Raw genomic sequence first — 15001 nt, forward strand, 5'->3', positions numbered from 1 at the left:
GAGCAATGGCAGCGGATGTGATCGTTCTGGGTGCGGGGATCGTCGGAGTGTCGGTGGCGCTGCAGCTGGCAAGGCGCGGCACGTCTGTCGTGCTGGTCGATCGGCGCGGCCCCGGCGAGGAGACGTCGTTCGGAAATGCCGGTCTCATTCAGCGGGAAGGCGTGGTTCCCTACGGCTTTCCCCAGGATCTGGCATTGCTTGCACAATATGCGCTGAACAACCGGGTCGATGCCCATTATCATGCTGGTGCTCTTCCGGGGATTGCTCCCTTCCTGGCGCGCTACTGGTACCATTCGCGACCGGTACGGCATCAGGCCATTGCGCGCGCTTATGCCCCGTTGATCGAGAACTCCCTGTCCGAACACGATATTCTGGTGCGCGAGGCGGGTGCAGACGACCTCATCGCCAGGCAAGGCTGGATTGAGCTCTATCGCAGCCACGCCAAGCGTGATGCGAATTATGCCGCAGCGGAGAAAGTCGAGAAGGACCATGGACTTCACCACCTCAAGCTTGACGCCAAGGCCCTGGCCGCCGCAGAACCGAACCTGACCTATCCCTTTACAGGGGCTCTGCAATGGACCGATCCATGGGGCGTGAAAGATCCACATGCCCTGACACTTGCCTATGTGCAATTGTTCGAAAGCCTTGGTGGTACCTTCGTCAAGGGCGATGCTTTGACGTTGAGCCAGACCGCGACCGGCTGGAAGGTCAAGACACGGGATGGAGAGATGGAAGCGGAGAGCGCGGTCGTGGCGCTGGGCCCTTGGTCGGACGTTTTGACATCGCGCTTGGGCTACCGTTTCCCGCTGGGCGTCAAGCGTGGCTACCATATGCATTACGCAGCGCAGAACGGCACGACGTTGAACAACTGGCTGCTCGATGCCGAACGCGGTTATCTTCTGGCGCCCATGAACAAGGGGATCAGGCTGACGACGGGTGCGGAGTTTACCCACCGCGATGCCCCGAAATCACCTGTTCAGGTGGACCGTGCCGAGAGGATTGCGCGCACCATCATTCCACTCGGTAACCGACTGGATGCGGAGCCGTGGATGGGTGCGCGGCCCTGTACGCCGGACATGATGCCGATCATCGGCAAGGCGCCCCGCCACTCCGGGCTCTGGTTCTCCTTCGGACATGCCCATCACGGGCTGACGCTTGGGCCCATAACCGGGCGCATACTGGCCGAGACCATGCTGGGTGAAGCGCCGGTCATTTCCATCGACGCCTACAGGCCCGAGCGCTTCAATCCCTGATGGCGAAAAACAGGCTGGCCTTATCCGCCAAGCCAACGTAACATGGGGCGGGGAATATTGAGAACTGCGGGGCATGATGTCATCATGACGGCTCGATATCTGATCTATCAGCAGCAGGATGCTTTTCGTTAGCAGCACTTGTGCCGCACCCAAAACGAAACAAACATTCTGGTGAGTGATGGCCGATATTGAATACGCAAAGACCTTTTTCGAACAAAATCCCGATATCGAAATTCTCGAAGCCTTCGTCATTGACGTGAATGGCGTGCCGCGCGGCAAATGGATTCCGCGCGAAAGAGCCATCGACGTTCTGGAAAAAGGCATGGCCCTGCCGCGCTCCGTCTATGCGCTGGATATCTGGGGGCGAGACGTCAATGCCGCCGGTCTTGCCGAGGGTACCGGCGATCCCGATGGCCTGTGTTTTCCAGTGCCGGGAACATTGTCACGCGTCACGTGGCTTGGTCGCCCGACGGCGCAGGTGCTTCTGGCCATGCAGGACCCGAACGGGAACGGCTTTTATGCCGACCCGCGCAACGTACTGGCCCAGGTCCTCAATGGATATACCAAGCGTGGCCTGACGCCTGTCGTGGCAACCGAACTGGAATTTTATCTGATCGATCCGGTACGCTCGGCGCTGGACCCGGTGCGGCCGCCCCGCAGTCGCGAAGGGCGCTGGCACACCGGCCAGACCCAGGTCCTGTCGATTTCCGAACTACAGGATTTCGAAGAGGTCTTTCACGACATCGCCACAGCCTGCCGGGCGCAGAACGTGGCTGCGGATACGACCCTTCGCGAAAACGGTCCGGGTCAGTATGAAATCAACCTCAACCATGTGCCGGATGCTCTTCAGGCCGCCGACTTTGCCGTGTTCCTCAAACGTATTGTCAAGGGCGTTGCGCGCAGACACGATCTCGATGCGACCTTCATGGCAAAGCCCTACGGTATGCAGGCGGGCAATGGAATGCACGTCCATTTCTCCATTCTGGATCGGGACGGCAGGAACATCTATGTCGGCGACGACGGGCCGTCCGAGGCGCTGATGCATTCCGTTGGCGGACTGCTGGAAAACATGGGGGAAAGCATGGCGGTCTTTGCGCCCCATGCCAATTCCTACCGGCGCCTGCGCCCCAGTGAACATGCGCCGACCTATGCATCCTGGGGGGTGGATAACCGGTCTGCCGCCGTTCGTGTGATTACGGCAAGCAGGCCCGCAACCCGCATCGAACACCGTGTTGCTGGTGCGGATGCCAATCCCTATCTCGTGCTGGCGATGATCCTCAGCGCTGCGCTGGCGGGCATGAAGGAAAAGCGCCAACCCGGCGGTGCGATCTCCGGCGACAGCCATGCAATCAATCACGAGCCGTTGCCGACCAATTGGGATTATGCCTTGCAGCGGTTTACGCGGTCCAGCTTCGCCTACGCGACCTTCGGGCAAAAATATCGTACGCTATATTCAACGTGCAAGATGCAGGAGCTTTCCGAGTTTGCCTTGCGCGTGACAGATGTCGAATATGACGCCTATATCAGGACGGTGTGAGATGGCCAAGGTAACGAACTCTCCCAATCCCGGCCACACCTCCTCGTGGTATGCTGCCTCCGCCAACGACAAGAGGGTGCGACCATCGCTGGAAGGCGAGGAGACCGCCGACATATGCATCATCGGTGCCGGCTTTACAGGGCTGTCGGCCGCACTTGAAATGGCAGAGCAGGGCTTTTCCGTCATCGTTCTTGAAGGCGAGCGCATCGGTTTCGGCGCTTCGGGCCGAAATGGCGGCCAGATCGTCAACGGCTACAGCCGCGATCTGGAAACGATTGCGGGCCGTTACGGGCGGGAAAAAGCGGTACAGCTGGGCGAGATGTCGCTGGAGGGCGGAGAGATCATCCGGCAGCGCGTTCAGAAATACGGGATCGATTGCGATCTGGTCGAGGGCGGCTTCTTTGCCGCATTCACCTCGAAACAGATCAAGGAGATGGAAACCAACAAGAGCAACTGGGAAAAGCACGGCCATTCCGGGCTTGAGATGGTTTCAAAAGCCGAGGTCGGCAAATATGTGAAGTGTGACCGCTATGCGGGCGGCATGATCGACCGGTTCGGCGGCCATATCCACCCCCTCAACTACGTGCTTGGCGAAGCGTCCGCCATTGAAAGCCTCAATGGACGCATCTTTGAAAATTCGAGGGTTGTCTCCGTCGAAAAAGGCGCGCAGGTAACGGTTCGCACAGACCGTGGTTCGGTAAAGGCAAAATATCTTCTCGTCTGCGGTAACGCCTATCTTGGCGGTCTGCTGCCGGAAATCGGAGAGCGGATGATGCCGGTTTCCAGCCAGGTCATGGCAACGGAGCCCTTGGACCAGGGATTGATCGAAGATCTTCTGCCGGCCAACTATTGCGTCGAGGATGCCAATTACATTCTCGACTACTACCGGCGCACATCCGACAACCGGCTGCTTTATGGCGGCGGTATCGGATATGGCGGCAGCGATCCCGCCGACCTGACCGGCGTCATTCGTCCCAACATGCTCAAGACATTTCCGCAGCTGAAAAACACCAGGATCGATTTTGCCTGGAGCGGTAATTTCGCGCTGACGCTGACGCGCGTCCCGCACATTGGACGACTGTCGGAGAATATCTACTTCTCCCATGGCGATAGCGGCCACGGGGTTACGACCACCCAGCTTCTGGGCAAGATACTGGGCGAGGCAGTGGCGGGGCACGCCGGTCGTTTCGACGTCTGGTCGTCGCTGCCCAATTATCCCTTCCCGGGCGGCAAGACATTTCGCGTGCCGCTGACCGTGCTGGGTGCCTGGTGGTATGGTCTGCGCGACAGGCTTGGTGTCTGACAAGCCCGGCGCTCAGCGTTCAGAGCGCCGACAGCCCCTTGAAGGCATTGTCCACGATGGCTTGAGGCGTCGCATCGATGTTGACGGTCACCACGCCGTCCTCCCCGGATGGCGCTTCGAGCGTGGCCAACTGGGTCTTCAGCAGGGACAAAGGCATGAAGTGTCCGGTGCGCGCGCCCATGCGCTCGGTCAGAAGCGCTTCGCTACCTTCAAGATAGACAAATGCCAGTGGTCCGCCGCAGGCCTGGCGCAGCCGGTCACGGTAGATCTTCTTCAGTGCAGAGCACGAGACGACAATGCCGCCTGCCTCGTAACCCTTGCGCAGTTCTGCGCCAACGAGATCGAGCCACGGCCAGCGGTCGTCATCGTCAAGCGGCGTGCCTGCGGCCATTTTCGCAACATTGGCGGCTGGGTGCAGCTTGTCCCCCTCCATGAAAGGGATGCCAAGTCTGCCTGCGAGTTCTTCCCCGACGGTCGACTTGCCACAGCCGCTCACACCCATGACGATAATTGCTTTTTTCACGAAAAACTCCACATTCCCGGATCATCTTCCGTTGCATAGCGTATCAGCGTCATGATCGGAAATGGTTTTGCCCAGTTGTTCAACTTACAGGGCGACCCGACGGGCTGCCTTCGCCTCCAGCATCGATAGGGCGCTATGGATAAGAACCGCCAGCCCCGCCACGATCAGCCCTCCCTGCAGAATGAAGGCGAGGTTGTTGGATTGAAGCCCTGCAATGATGACTTCGCCGAGTGTGCGGGCCGCAACCGTTGAACCGATGGTGGCCGTCGAAAGGCTGATGACGGCCGATAGCCTGATACCCGCCAGAATGGACGGCAAGGCGAGCGGAAGCTCTATTCGCCAAAGTCTCTGCAGCCCGGTCATTCCGGCGCCACGCGCTGCCTCGCTCACAGGCGATGGAATGGTCGTGAGGCCCGTGACGGTGTTTTCGAAAATGGGCAGCAGAGCATATAAAAACAGCGCAATCAGCGTCGGCTTCTGGCCAAAGCCAATAATCGGGACGGCAAGTGCAAGCACGGCGACAGGTGGGAACGTCTGGCCGATATTGACGATGCTGCGTGAGAGGGGCAGGAACTCCGAGCCAAATGGTCTGGTGACGAGGATTGCCAGGCTCCCGGCAATCAGGATTGCGGCGCCAGTCGCCATGGCGACAATCGACAGATGCGATAGCGTCAGCGCCAGCAGGCTGGCCTGCGTGTAGATTGCGGGTGCGTTGGTCTGGACCAGCGGTTTGAAGAGCGGCTCGAACAGTTCGGGAAAACCGATGAAGGCGACGAGGGCTGCACAAAGCGCCGTCAGCAGAATGGGCGCTGTCGGGCTCTTCATACCTGTCCCGCCGCCCTGCTCAGCAAGGTGTCGCGCCGTATCAGCCCAGCCTTTTGACCGTCGGGCCGGATGACGGGAAGTGTCTCCCTGCCGGTCCACAACATCGCCGAGAGGGCATCGCGTTGGCTCATCGTCGTTTGCAGTGGCTCGCCCTCGGCATCGCCGGTTTCGACAATGTCTGCAACGGTGCCGACGGACAGGAGGCGCAAGGGTCTTTCCCGCTCGCCGATCATGGTTCGGACGAAATCCGATGCCGGTTTCAGCACAAGTTCGGCAGGCTTGCCATATTGGACAATCCTGCCCTGGTCCATGACGGCAATGCGATCCGCAAGGTGGAAGGCTTCATCCATGTCGTGCGTGACCAGCACGATGGTAACACCGAGCTTTCGTTGAATGGCAAGAAGATCGTCCTGCGCCTTCGCGCGAATGATGGGGTCGAGCGCACCGAATGGCTCATCCATCAGGAGAATATTGGGCTCTGCGGCGAGCGCTCTTGCGACGCCAACGCGCTGCTGCTGGCCGCCGGAAAGCTCGCCCGGGAAACGATTGGCATAAAGGGAGGGATCAAGCTGGAAAAGCTCGAGCAGGGCGGAAACCTTCGACTGGACGCGCTGCCCATCCCATCCGACCAGCTCCGGCACGGTTGCAATGTTCTGGGCGACGGTTCGATGCGGGAAGAGGCCATGACCCTGGATCGCGTAACCAATGCTGCGCCGAAGCTTGTAGCCCTGCATATCGAGGATATTCTGCCCGTCTATGCGGATCGTGCCGGAGGTTGGTTCGACCAGACGGTTGATCATGCGCAGAAGCGTCGTTTTGCCCGATCCCGATGTACCGACGATCACGGTAATGCTGCGCGCTTCCATCGTCAGCGATACATTGTCGACGACCCTGTTGCCGTCATAGTCCTTAACGAGATTTTCGACCTCGATCATGTGCTGCGTCCCCTTTTCAGGAATAGGCTGTCGATGAGCGCATCCAGCAGGATCGCAGCTGTAAAGCCGAGGATAACCGTGGGAAGGGTGCCCAGAAGGACAAGATCCATCGCCGTCTGCCCGATGCCCTGAAAGACGAACACGCCAAAGCCGCCGCCGCCTATGAGGGCGGCAATGGTTGCGAGGCCGATATTCTGGACAAGCACGATACGAATGCCGGTCAAGATGATGGGCAGCGCCAACGGAAAATCGATCTTCAGGAGCCTTTGCGCTGCGGTCATGCCAAGCCCGCGGGCGGCTTCCCTGACCGAGCCGGACACGCCGTCCAGCCCAACGACCGTGTTCGATACGATGGGCAGCAGCGAATAAAGGAAAAGCGCGACGAATGCCGGTGCCATCCCGATACCGCGAATGCCGATCTCGGATGCGCCGGGAATATTGGCGGCCATCCAGCCAAGAGGCGCGATCAGCAGGCCAAACAGTGCAATAGAGGGAATGGTCTGGACGATGTTGAGGCTGTTGAGCACGAAAGCCCGGAGCCGATTGATCTTGTAACACAGGACGCCCAGGGGCAGACCGACTGCGACCGCCGCAAGCAGTGACCCAAAGGCAAGCTGAAGGTGTCTTATCGCTTCCGTCCAGAAGATATCACGGCGGCTGCCATATTCCTTGATGATGGAAAGATCATCCCACCGCCCTGACGCAAGGACGATACCGGTGACAAGGAGCACCAGAACGAGAAGAATGACGCGTGTGACCGGTTTCGGTTTCAATCGGGCGATAGCGTCGGTCGCCATCACGATCAGGCCAGCAAGCAGCAGCCAGAATCCGCTTGCAGGCGAGACGCGGGCATAGCTGTTCCCGTCAGGGGTCAAATGCGTTGCGGCAAGACCGATCAGATAGGCGAGTGTCGACAGGCCGACCAATGCTGCCAGCAGCCGCAGCCGCGCATCCGTTCGGAAAAACGCGATGGCAACACAGGCTGCCAGCACCACGGAAAGGCAGGTGACGGCCAGACCTGGCATGGAGTTGACGAGGGAAATGCTCTCGCCCTGAACGATGCGGTTTGCCCGCAGGGTTGCAAAGGGCAGGGCCAGCGCCGCGTAACTGATCAGCGCGGCGATGAGCAGCCCGACCTTGTCGGGCTGGAATGGGAAGGATTTCGTGCTGCCCGCTAAGCGCTGCACCACCGACCCTACTGGACGAGGCCGTTTTTCGTCAGGAAGTCGAGTGCCACGGTCTTGGCCTGTTCTCCCCCAACCTGCACACGTCCGTTAAGCTCTTGCAGCGTCGCAAGATCCAGCTTTTCGAAGACGGGCTTCAACAATTGCTCGATATTGGGATGCTTCTTCAGCACTTCTTCGCGAATGATCGGTGCCGGTTGATAGACCGGCTGAACATTCTTGTCGTCTTCGAGAACGACCAGACCGGATGGTGCGATGCCGCCATCGGTACCATAGACCATGGCCGCATTGGCATTGTTTGTCTGGTTTGCCGCCGCCGCAATCGTTGCGGCAGTATCACCGCCGGAGAGCGTGATCAGCTGATCGGATTTCAGCGTAAAGCCATAGGTTTTCTGAAAGGCCGGTAGCGCCGCTGCGGAGTTGACGAATTCCGAAGACGCTGCGAGCACAAGCGAGCCGCCGCCAGAAACATATTTACCCAGATCGCTGAGCGTTTTCAGATTGTTTTTCTCGGCAACATCCTTGCGGATCGCGATGCCCCATGTGTTGTTGGCCGAAGACGGTGTCAACCAGACGATCTTGTTGGCGTCATAGTCGAGGGTCTTGGCTTCCTCATAGGCCTTTGCCGCGTCCTTCCAGAGCGGGTCGTCGGCCTTTTCGAAAAAGAAAGCGGCGTTGCCGGTATATTCCGGGTAGATGTCGATTTCGCCTGCAGTGATCGCTTTGCGGACAACCGGTGTGGCGCCCAGCTGAATCCGGTCCGTCGTCTCGATGTTGTTCTTCATCAGGACTGTCAGGATGATGCTGCCGAGGACGCTGCCCTCCGTATCGATCTTGGAGGATACGACGACCTGGGCCTGGGCAATGGACGCATAGAGTGCGAGTGCCAACCCGGCGCCGGTCAGCTTCATCAAACGCTTCATCAAACTCTCCAATCGGGTGGATGCGGACGCAAGGGCAGACCGGGCACAAATGCCCGGAATTACCGGTTCAGTGGGCGGTAACGAAATCGCGAGCGAGTTGGTTGCATCGCCGTCGCAATTTATTCTCACATGCGAAAATGAGTCTTGTGGCCACTCAGGAACTGGATGCCAAAAGGGGTTCGGGGCGCATGAGTGGCACCGAAGCGCCCGACCTAATCCTGCTTTCGCCTCGCATCCCGGCCCATGACGAGCGGCATGAGAACGGAAAGAAACAGCAGGCGCAGCACGTGATGAGAGCCGACATAGGCGGTATCTGCGTGCATCATGACAGCCATTGCGGCCATGGTTTCAAGTCCACCGGGTGAAAAGGCGATCATGACGGCATTCATCGGCACGCCGGTCAGTTTCGAGACCAGGACGGCGATGATGGAGGCCAGCAGCATGACGGCAATCGTCACGACGCCCCCGGCCACGAAGGCTTTGCGCATATCGCGCAGCGACGCGCGGGAAAAGCGGGTGCCAATAAGGCTGCCTAGCACGATATAGGTGGGTTGGCTCAGCCAGCTGGGAACGCCCCCGCTCGTCATGCCGGTAATGTGGGTGGTAATGGAAACGGCAACCCCGCCCAAAAGCAGGGCGGCTGGAAAACGCCACCGAAGAAAGATCCAGCCTACGGCAAGCGATGCAGCCACCGTCGCTGCCAGAATGGCCGGATGCATGGGCGCTGGCAGGATCGCAGGTTCAAGGCCGATCAGGTCGAGATATTCAACGATCAGGGGCACAGCCAGCGTCAAAGCCAGAACCCGCACGCTCTGGATGACGCTGACGGTCGCAAGATCGCTTCTCGTTTCCGCAGTCAGGCTGATGATGTAGCTGAGATGGCCGGGGGAAGCGCCAAGCATGGCCGTGGTGCGGTCATAGCCGAAGCCTCTCAAAATCCAGTAGGCAGCGTAGAGAAGCACGACAACCGTTGCCAGAACCGCCAGAAAGCTCAGCGGCCAGGTCTGCGCTGCCGCAATCACGTCAGGGGTTACGCTCGTTCCCATCGATATGCCGACGATCACGAAGGCTGCATTGCGCAGCAGCGTTGGAATGGAGAGCCGAAGTCCCAGAAGCCCGGCAAAGGTTACCGCAAGCGCGGGACCGCACAGAAAGGGGGCGGGAACGGCGAGAGCAAATGCCACGGTCGCGCCGATACCGCCGATAAGGGCGGTCAGGGCATAACTCAGGAGGTCTGGTCTGGAAATCATCGGGATAAAATCGGGAGGCTCTGCGGAATTCAGCTTCCCAGTTGCCCCTGTTGAGACCTGAAGGTCAACCTTTTAGCCGCAAATAAAAGCCCGCGACAGGGTATCGCGGGCTGTAGAACGCTATGATCTGGCGATCAGGCTGCTGGGGCTGTGGCGATTGCCGCTGTCGGGCGACGCTTTGCCATCGTGTCTTCCAAGCCCAGCAGGAAGCTGATCTGCGGACGTGCCTTGACGAGATCGTCGATGGAATACTGTGTCAGAACATCGAAGAACGCATTCAGCGCCTTACGAAGCGCGGAATTGAGACCGCAGCTGTCAACGAGTGGACATTCCACAGCACCTTCTTCGAAACATTCCGCCATGGCGAAGCTGTCTTCGGTGACTTTGACCACATCGAAAAGGCTGATCTTGTCCGCCGGCTTGCCGAGCTTGACGCCGCCGTTACGGCCACGAACGGTTTCCACAAGACCCGCCTTGTTCAGCGGCTGGAGGATCTTGAACAGGAACAGTTCAGACACGCCATAAGCCTTGGCAATTTCGGGAATGCGGCTCAGATTGCCATCATTGGCGGCGCAGTACATCAACATGCGGACGGCATAGTTGGTTTGTTTTGTCAGGCGCATGCTGGTCTCCGAACTCCATGAATGTGGAGTTATATAGTCGCTTTTTCACTTTAGAACAATTCCAGATTTAAAAAATTCCTAAACAGAATTTCACATCATCCGACTGCTCTGTTGACCGGTCATTCGATTCATGAACAAACAACTCAAGAATCTAATGTAGCGGAGGCATTTCCCATGGCAAGCGTGAAATCCCTAATTTATGCGGCGGTAGCGACGGCAGCCTTGACGAGTGGCACAATGTCCACAGCTTTTGCGGGTGGGGAGGTCAATATCTACTCCTATCGCCAGCCAGAGTTGATCCAGCCTTTGCTGGATGCCTTTACGAAAGAGACGGGAATCGAAACCAATGTCCTGTTTCTCGACAAGGGTCTGGTGGAACGGCTTCAGGCGGAAGGAGAGAATTCTCCTGCCGACATATTGCTGACCGTCGATATCGCGCGGCTGGTGGAAGCCAAGGAGGGAAAGGTAACGCAGCCGGTTCTAAACGATCCCGTGATCGAAAAGGATATTCCGGCCAACCTGCGTGATCCGGAAGGTGAATGGTTCGGCCTGACCACAAGGGGCAGGGTGGTCTACGCCTCCAAGGACCGCGTCTCCCAGAAGACTATCACCTATGAAGAGCTGGCCGAGCCAAAATGGAAGGGCAAGATCTGCATTCGTGACGGGCAGCATTCCTACAATATCGCGCTTTTTGCCTCGATGATTGCCCACCACGGCGTCGATTATACCCGCACCTGGCTGATGGCGCTCAAGAACAATCTTGCCCGCAGGCCAGACGGAACGGACCGCAGCCAGGCGAAATCCATCTATTCCGGTGAATGCGATATCGCGCTGGGCAATACCTATTATGTCGGGCTGATGCTGACCAATGAGCAGGAGCCGGAAGAAAAGGTCTGGGGCAATTCTGTCAGGGTCATCTTCCCCAATGCCGAGGATCGCGGCACGCACGTCAATATATCCGGCGTGGCGATGACGAAATATGCGCCCAACCGGGACAACGCACTAAAGCTGATGGAGTTTCTGGCCTCAGGCGAGGCCCAGGAGATCTATGCCCGTCAGGTCTTCGAATATCCGGTGCTGCCTGGCGCCCAGCCTTCTGATGTCGTCAAGAATTTCGGCCCGATCAAGCCGGACACGCTGTCATTGACCGAAATTGCCGCGCATCGCAGGCAGGCATCGGAACTGGTGGATGAGGTCGGGTTTAACGACGGCCCTTCGAACTGAGCCTTAGGCTCGGAGGAAGGAGCAACAGCGCCACCTTGCTCGTGGCGCTGGCAGTCCTGGTCAGCCGCGTTTGCGGCGAAGACGGATGACGACGTCGACATGGGCAATCTCCATGCCTTCCGGCGGCTCCGGCAGGTTGCCGATCTGGAGATTGTTGACGGGGATGTCGAGAACCTCGTTTTCACCTTCCACAAAGAAATGGTGATGATCCGAAACATTCGTGTCGAAATAGGTTTTCGCACCTTCAACGGCCAATACGCGGATAAGACCGGCTTCGGTGAACTGATGCAGCGTGTTGTAGACGGTTGCCAGAGAAATCGGCACGCCGGCGTTTACCGCCTCGTCATGCAACTCCTCGACGGTCAGATGCCGGTCCCCCTTGGCAAACAGGAGGTCGCCCAACGCCACCCGCTGCCGGGTGGGGCGAAGGCCGAAACGGCGCAACCTTGTTCCTATATCCAGTGTGGCGTCAAATGCCATGCAAAGCGGCCCCAAAAACCCATAAAATAAAGTCGATTGGGAATGCATATAACTTTTACGCGCAGTCCTTTCAATAGTTTCCGCTCTGTCGCTGCGCGGCAAATGGCTGCAAGGCGGTGGTTTTTGCAAATTTCCTCTGGTGAGGGCCTTACGCTTCCTGTATGCGGGCGCCATGTTTAGACAAGGTCTGCACCGCAAGGTCGAGTAACCAGATGTGCAAGCTGCCCTTGTGGCGCTTCATTTTGGACTTAACTTGCTCTACAGAAGTCGTTCAACAACTGGTCAACGGGGAAACGGAAGCAATATGGCAACGAGGCAATCCAGCTATAATTACGAGGAAATTCTGGCCTGCGGACGTGGCGAATTGTTCGGCCCGGGCAATGCACAGCTTCCTCTGCCTCCCATGCTCATGGTTCATCGCATCACCGAAATCTCGGAAACGGGCGGTGCTTTCGATAAAGGCTTCATCCGCGCGGAATATGATGTTTCCCCCGATGACTGGTATTTTCCCTGCCACTTTCAGGGCAACCCCATCATGCCGGGATGCCTTGGCCTTGACGGCATGTGGCAGCTGACCGGCTTCTTCCTTGGCTGGCTGGGTGAGCCCGGTCGCGGCATGGCGCTCTCTACGGGCGAAGTGAAGTTCAAGGGCATGGTTCGCCCGGAAACAAAGCTGTTGCAATACGGCATCGATTTCAAGCGCGTCATGCGCGGCCGCCTCGTTCTCGGCACCGCCGATGGCTGGCTGAAGGCCGATGGCGAAACAATTTATCAAGCGTCGGACCTGCGTGTCGGCCTGTCGAAAGAAAAGACCGCCTGATCCTCGACCTTTGCGATGGGCGGTTCACCCGCCATCCAGCAAAGACGTCAGTCGGCAAACAGAGAAAAGGTCAACTTCATGAGAAGAGTTGTAGTCACCGGCCTCGGTATTGTTTCATCGATCGGCAGCGATGCCGCAGAGGTTACGGCATCCTTGAGAGATGCGAAGTCGGGAATCTCGTTCTCACCTGATTTTGCCGAGCACGGCTTCAAGTGCCAGGTCTGGGGCAAGCCATCGCTTGATCCGACAGATCTGGTCGATCGTCGCGCCATGCGGTTCCTCAGCCAGGGCGGCGCATGGAACCATGTTGCCATGAAGCAGGCGATTGCCGATTCCGGCCTGGAAGAAAGCGTCATCAGCGGCAATGAGCGCACCGGCATCATCATGGGCTCCGGTGGACCTTCCACCCGCACCATCGTCGAGGCCTCCGATATCACGCTGAAGAACAACAGCCCCAAGCGCATTGGCCCCTTTGCCGTGCCGAAGGCCATGTCTTCGACGGCTTCCGCCACGCTTGCCACATGGTTCAAGATCCACGGCGTCAACTACTCGATCTCTTCTGCCTGCTCGACCTCCGCGCATTGCATCGGCAATGCTGCCGAAATGATCCAGTGGGGCAAGCAGGATGTGATGTTTGCTGGCGGCCACGAGGATCTCGACTGGTCTATGTCCAACCTGTTCGATGCCATGGGCGCCATGTCGTCCAAGTACAACGATACGCCGTCGCTGGCGTCCCGCGCCTATGATGCCAACCGCGATGGTTTCGTCATTGCAGGCGGCGCAGGCGTGCTGGTTCTTGAAGAACTCGAACATGCCAAGGCCCGCGGCGCCAAGATCTATGCTGAAATTGTTGGCTATGGCGCGACCTCCGACGGTTACGACATGGTTGCGCCATCCGGTGAGGGCGCCGTGCGTTGTATGCGTCAGGCTCTGGCCACGGTGAAGGGCGACGTCGACTACATCAACACCCACGGAACATCGACACCTGTTGGCGACAGCAAGGAAATCGGTGCGATCCGGGAAGTTTTTGGCGATAAGATTCCGCATATTCAATCCACCAAGTCGCTGACGGGTCACTCTCTGGGCGCTGCGGGCGTGCAGGAATCCATCTACGGCCTGTTGATGATGCAGGAGCGTTTCATCGGCGAAAGCGCGCATATCGAGACGCTCGATCCGGAATTCGAAGGCGTGAACATTGTTCGCAAGCGCATCGATAACGCGAAGATCGATACGGTTCTTTCGAACTCCTTCGGTTTTGGCGGCACGAACGCCACGCTCGTCTTCCAGCGCTACAACGGATAACTGCCCATGAATGGCATCATGCAGGGAAAGCGCGGCCTCATCATGGGCGTCGCCAACAACCATTCCATCGCCTGGGGCATTGCCAAGGCGTTGGCCGGGCAGGGCGCTGAACTGGCTTTCACTTTTCAGGGCGAAGCCTTGGGCAAGCGCGTCAAGCCGCTTGCCGCTGAACTGGGATCCGACTTCATCGTCCCCTGCGATGTCGAAGATATCGCGTCTGTCGATGCGTTGTTTGAAGCCGTGCGTGAGCGTTGGGGTTCGCTGGATTTCGTCGTCCACGCCATCGGCTTTTCCGACAAGAATGAGCTGAAGGGCCTTTACGCCGATACGACGCGGGAAAACTTCAGCCGTACCATGGTGATCTCCTGCTTCTCCTTCACCGAAATCGCAAAGCGTGCCGCAGCGCTGATGACGGATGGCGGGTCCATGCTGACCTTGACCTATAATGGATCGCAGCGGGTCATCCCCAATTACAACGTCATGGGCGTGGCCAAGGCAGCACTCGAGGCGTCGGTGCGGTATCTGGCTGCTGACTACGGTCCGAAGGGCATTCGTGTGAATGCCATCTCCGCTGGCCCCGTGCGCACACTTGCCGGCGCCGGTATTTCGGACGCGCGCGCGATCTTTTCGTGGAATCAGAAAAACGCGCCCATGCGTCGTACGCCCGATATCGATGATATCGGCGGATCGGCACTCTACCTCCTGTCGAATCTCTCGCGGGGCGTCACGGGCGAATGCCACTATGTCGATGGCGGTTTCAACATCACCTCGATCCCGACACTCGACGTGCTTCACAATGCTGACAGCGAATAGCTGACG

The 15001-nt window shown here is 58.4% G+C and carries 15 protein-coding genes; 7 read left to right on the forward strand and 8 right to left on the reverse strand.

The window, feature by feature from the left end:
* Window positions 1-5: 5 nt before the first annotated feature.
* From ASF69_RS11310 to ASF69_RS11320, 3 genes are all read left to right on the forward strand, one after another.
* Window positions 6-1253, forward strand: coding sequence for an FAD-binding oxidoreductase (locus tag ASF69_RS11310; RefSeq protein WP_062587461.1), 1248 nt, complete (start codon window positions 6-8; stop codon window positions 1251-1253).
* 175 nt (window positions 1254-1428) lie between these two features.
* Window positions 1429-2790, forward strand: a complete 1362-nt coding sequence (locus ASF69_RS11315; RefSeq protein WP_062587463.1) for a glutamine synthetase family protein — start codon at window positions 1429-1431, stop codon at window positions 2788-2790.
* Between the two features lies 1 nt (window position 2791).
* Complete coding sequence (locus tag ASF69_RS11320) at window positions 2792-4093, forward strand: FAD-binding oxidoreductase (RefSeq protein ID WP_062587465.1); 1302 nt, start codon at window positions 2792-2794, stop codon at window positions 4091-4093.
* Between the two features lie 19 nt (window positions 4094-4112).
* On the opposite strand, the gene ASF69_RS11325 is transcribed toward ASF69_RS11320, so the two are convergent.
* The 7 genes from ASF69_RS11325 to rirA all read right to left on the reverse strand — a co-directional run bounded on the left by ASF69_RS11325 (window position 4113) and on the right by rirA (window position 10356).
* A complete protein-coding gene (locus ASF69_RS11325) occupies window positions 4113-4595 on the reverse strand; it encodes a gluconokinase (protein WP_062587724.1) in 483 nt (160 codons plus the stop codon).
* A gap of 105 nt (window positions 4596-4700) precedes the next feature.
* Complete coding sequence (locus ASF69_RS11330) at window positions 4701-5441, reverse strand: ABC transporter permease (protein ID WP_062587467.1); 741 nt, start codon at window positions 5439-5441, stop codon at window positions 4701-4703.
* Complete coding sequence (locus ASF69_RS11335; RefSeq protein ID WP_062587469.1) at window positions 5438-6376, reverse strand: ABC transporter ATP-binding protein; 939 nt, start codon at window positions 6374-6376, stop codon at window positions 5438-5440. Before ASF69_RS11335 ends, ASF69_RS11330 begins: the two co-directional genes overlap by 4 nt.
* Entirely contained in the window at window positions 6373-7563 is a 1191-nt protein-coding gene (locus tag ASF69_RS11340) for an ABC transporter permease (RefSeq protein ID WP_062587726.1), read from the reverse strand. Before ASF69_RS11340 ends, ASF69_RS11335 begins: the two co-directional genes overlap by 4 nt.
* Before the next feature lie 8 nt (window positions 7564-7571).
* Entirely contained in the window at window positions 7572-8483 is a 912-nt protein-coding gene (locus ASF69_RS11345; RefSeq protein WP_062587471.1) for an ABC transporter substrate-binding protein, read from the reverse strand.
* Window positions 8484-8695: 212 nt separating this feature from the next.
* Entirely contained in the window at window positions 8696-9733 is a 1038-nt protein-coding gene (locus ASF69_RS11350) for an AbrB family transcriptional regulator (protein WP_062587473.1), read from the reverse strand.
* A gap of 134 nt (window positions 9734-9867) precedes the next feature.
* Entirely contained in the window at window positions 9868-10356 is a 489-nt protein-coding gene (gene rirA, locus ASF69_RS11355; RefSeq protein ID WP_062587475.1) for an iron-responsive transcriptional regulator RirA, read from the reverse strand.
* Between the two features lie 174 nt (window positions 10357-10530).
* Between rirA and ASF69_RS11360 the strand changes: the two genes are divergently transcribed.
* Complete coding sequence (locus ASF69_RS11360; RefSeq protein WP_062587477.1) at window positions 10531-11580, forward strand: Fe(3+) ABC transporter substrate-binding protein; 1050 nt, start codon at window positions 10531-10533, stop codon at window positions 11578-11580.
* 60 nt (window positions 11581-11640) lie between these two features.
* On the opposite strand, the gene irrA is transcribed toward ASF69_RS11360, so the two are convergent.
* Entirely contained in the window at window positions 11641-12060 is a 420-nt protein-coding gene (gene irrA / locus ASF69_RS11365) for an iron response transcriptional regulator IrrA (protein ID WP_062587728.1), read from the reverse strand.
* Between the two features lie 304 nt (window positions 12061-12364).
* On the opposite strand from irrA, the gene fabA reads away from it, so the two are divergent.
* From fabA to fabI, 3 genes are all read left to right on the forward strand, one after another.
* Entirely contained in the window at window positions 12365-12880 is a 516-nt protein-coding gene (fabA, locus tag ASF69_RS11370) for a 3-hydroxyacyl-[acyl-carrier-protein] dehydratase FabA (protein ID WP_062587479.1), read from the forward strand.
* Window positions 12881-12958: 78 nt separating this feature from the next.
* Window positions 12959-14182, forward strand: a complete 1224-nt coding sequence (gene fabB, locus ASF69_RS11375) for a beta-ketoacyl-ACP synthase I (protein WP_062587730.1) — start codon at window positions 12959-12961, stop codon at window positions 14180-14182.
* A 6-nt stretch (window positions 14183-14188) separates the two neighbouring features.
* Window positions 14189-14995, forward strand: coding sequence for an enoyl-ACP reductase FabI (gene fabI / locus ASF69_RS11380; protein WP_062587480.1), 807 nt, complete (start codon window positions 14189-14191; stop codon window positions 14993-14995).
* Window positions 14996-15001: the final 6 nt, after the last annotated feature.

Origin of the sequence: Rhizobium sp. Leaf311 (genome assembly GCF_001423445.1) — a bacterium.
In the GTDB taxonomy this organism is placed as follows: domain Bacteria; phylum Pseudomonadota; class Alphaproteobacteria; order Rhizobiales; family Rhizobiaceae; genus Agrobacterium.

Excerpts from the sequence above, each read along its gene's own strand:
- ASF69_RS11320 (WP_062587465.1), top strand. The coding sequence starts at position 2,792 with ATGGCCAAGGTAACGAACTCTCCCAATCCCGGCCACACCTCCTCGTGG.
- fabA (WP_062587479.1), top strand. The coding sequence starts at position 12,365 with ATGGCAACGAGGCAATCCAGCTATAATTACGAGGAAATTCTGGCCTGC.
- irrA (WP_062587728.1), bottom strand. The coding sequence starts at position 12,060 with ATGGCATTTGACGCCACACTGGATATAGGAACAAGGTTGCGCCGTTTC.
- fabB (WP_062587730.1), top strand. The coding sequence starts at position 12,959 with ATGAGAAGAGTTGTAGTCACCGGCCTCGGTATTGTTTCATCGATCGGC.
- ASF69_RS11330 (WP_062587467.1), bottom strand. The coding sequence starts at position 5,441 with ATGAAGAGCCCGACAGCGCCCATTCTGCTGACGGCGCTTTGTGCAGCC.
- rirA (WP_062587475.1), bottom strand. The coding sequence starts at position 10,356 with ATGCGCCTGACAAAACAAACCAACTATGCCGTCCGCATGTTGATGTAC.
- ASF69_RS11350 (WP_062587473.1), bottom strand. The coding sequence starts at position 9,733 with ATGATTTCCAGACCAGACCTCCTGAGTTATGCCCTGACCGCCCTTATC.
- ASF69_RS11325 (WP_062587724.1), bottom strand. The coding sequence starts at position 4,595 with ATGGGTGTGAGCGGCTGTGGCAAGTCGACCGTCGGGGAAGAACTCGCA.
- ASF69_RS11360 (WP_062587477.1), top strand. The coding sequence starts at position 10,531 with ATGGCAAGCGTGAAATCCCTAATTTATGCGGCGGTAGCGACGGCAGCC.
- ASF69_RS11345 (WP_062587471.1), bottom strand. The coding sequence starts at position 8,483 with ATGAAGCGTTTGATGAAGCTGACCGGCGCCGGGTTGGCACTCGCACTC.
- ASF69_RS11335 (WP_062587469.1), bottom strand. The coding sequence starts at position 6,376 with ATGATCGAGGTCGAAAATCTCGTTAAGGACTATGACGGCAACAGGGTC.
- fabI (WP_062587480.1), top strand. The coding sequence starts at position 14,189 with ATGAATGGCATCATGCAGGGAAAGCGCGGCCTCATCATGGGCGTCGCC.
- ASF69_RS11310 (WP_062587461.1), top strand. The coding sequence starts at position 6 with ATGGCAGCGGATGTGATCGTTCTGGGTGCGGGGATCGTCGGAGTGTCG.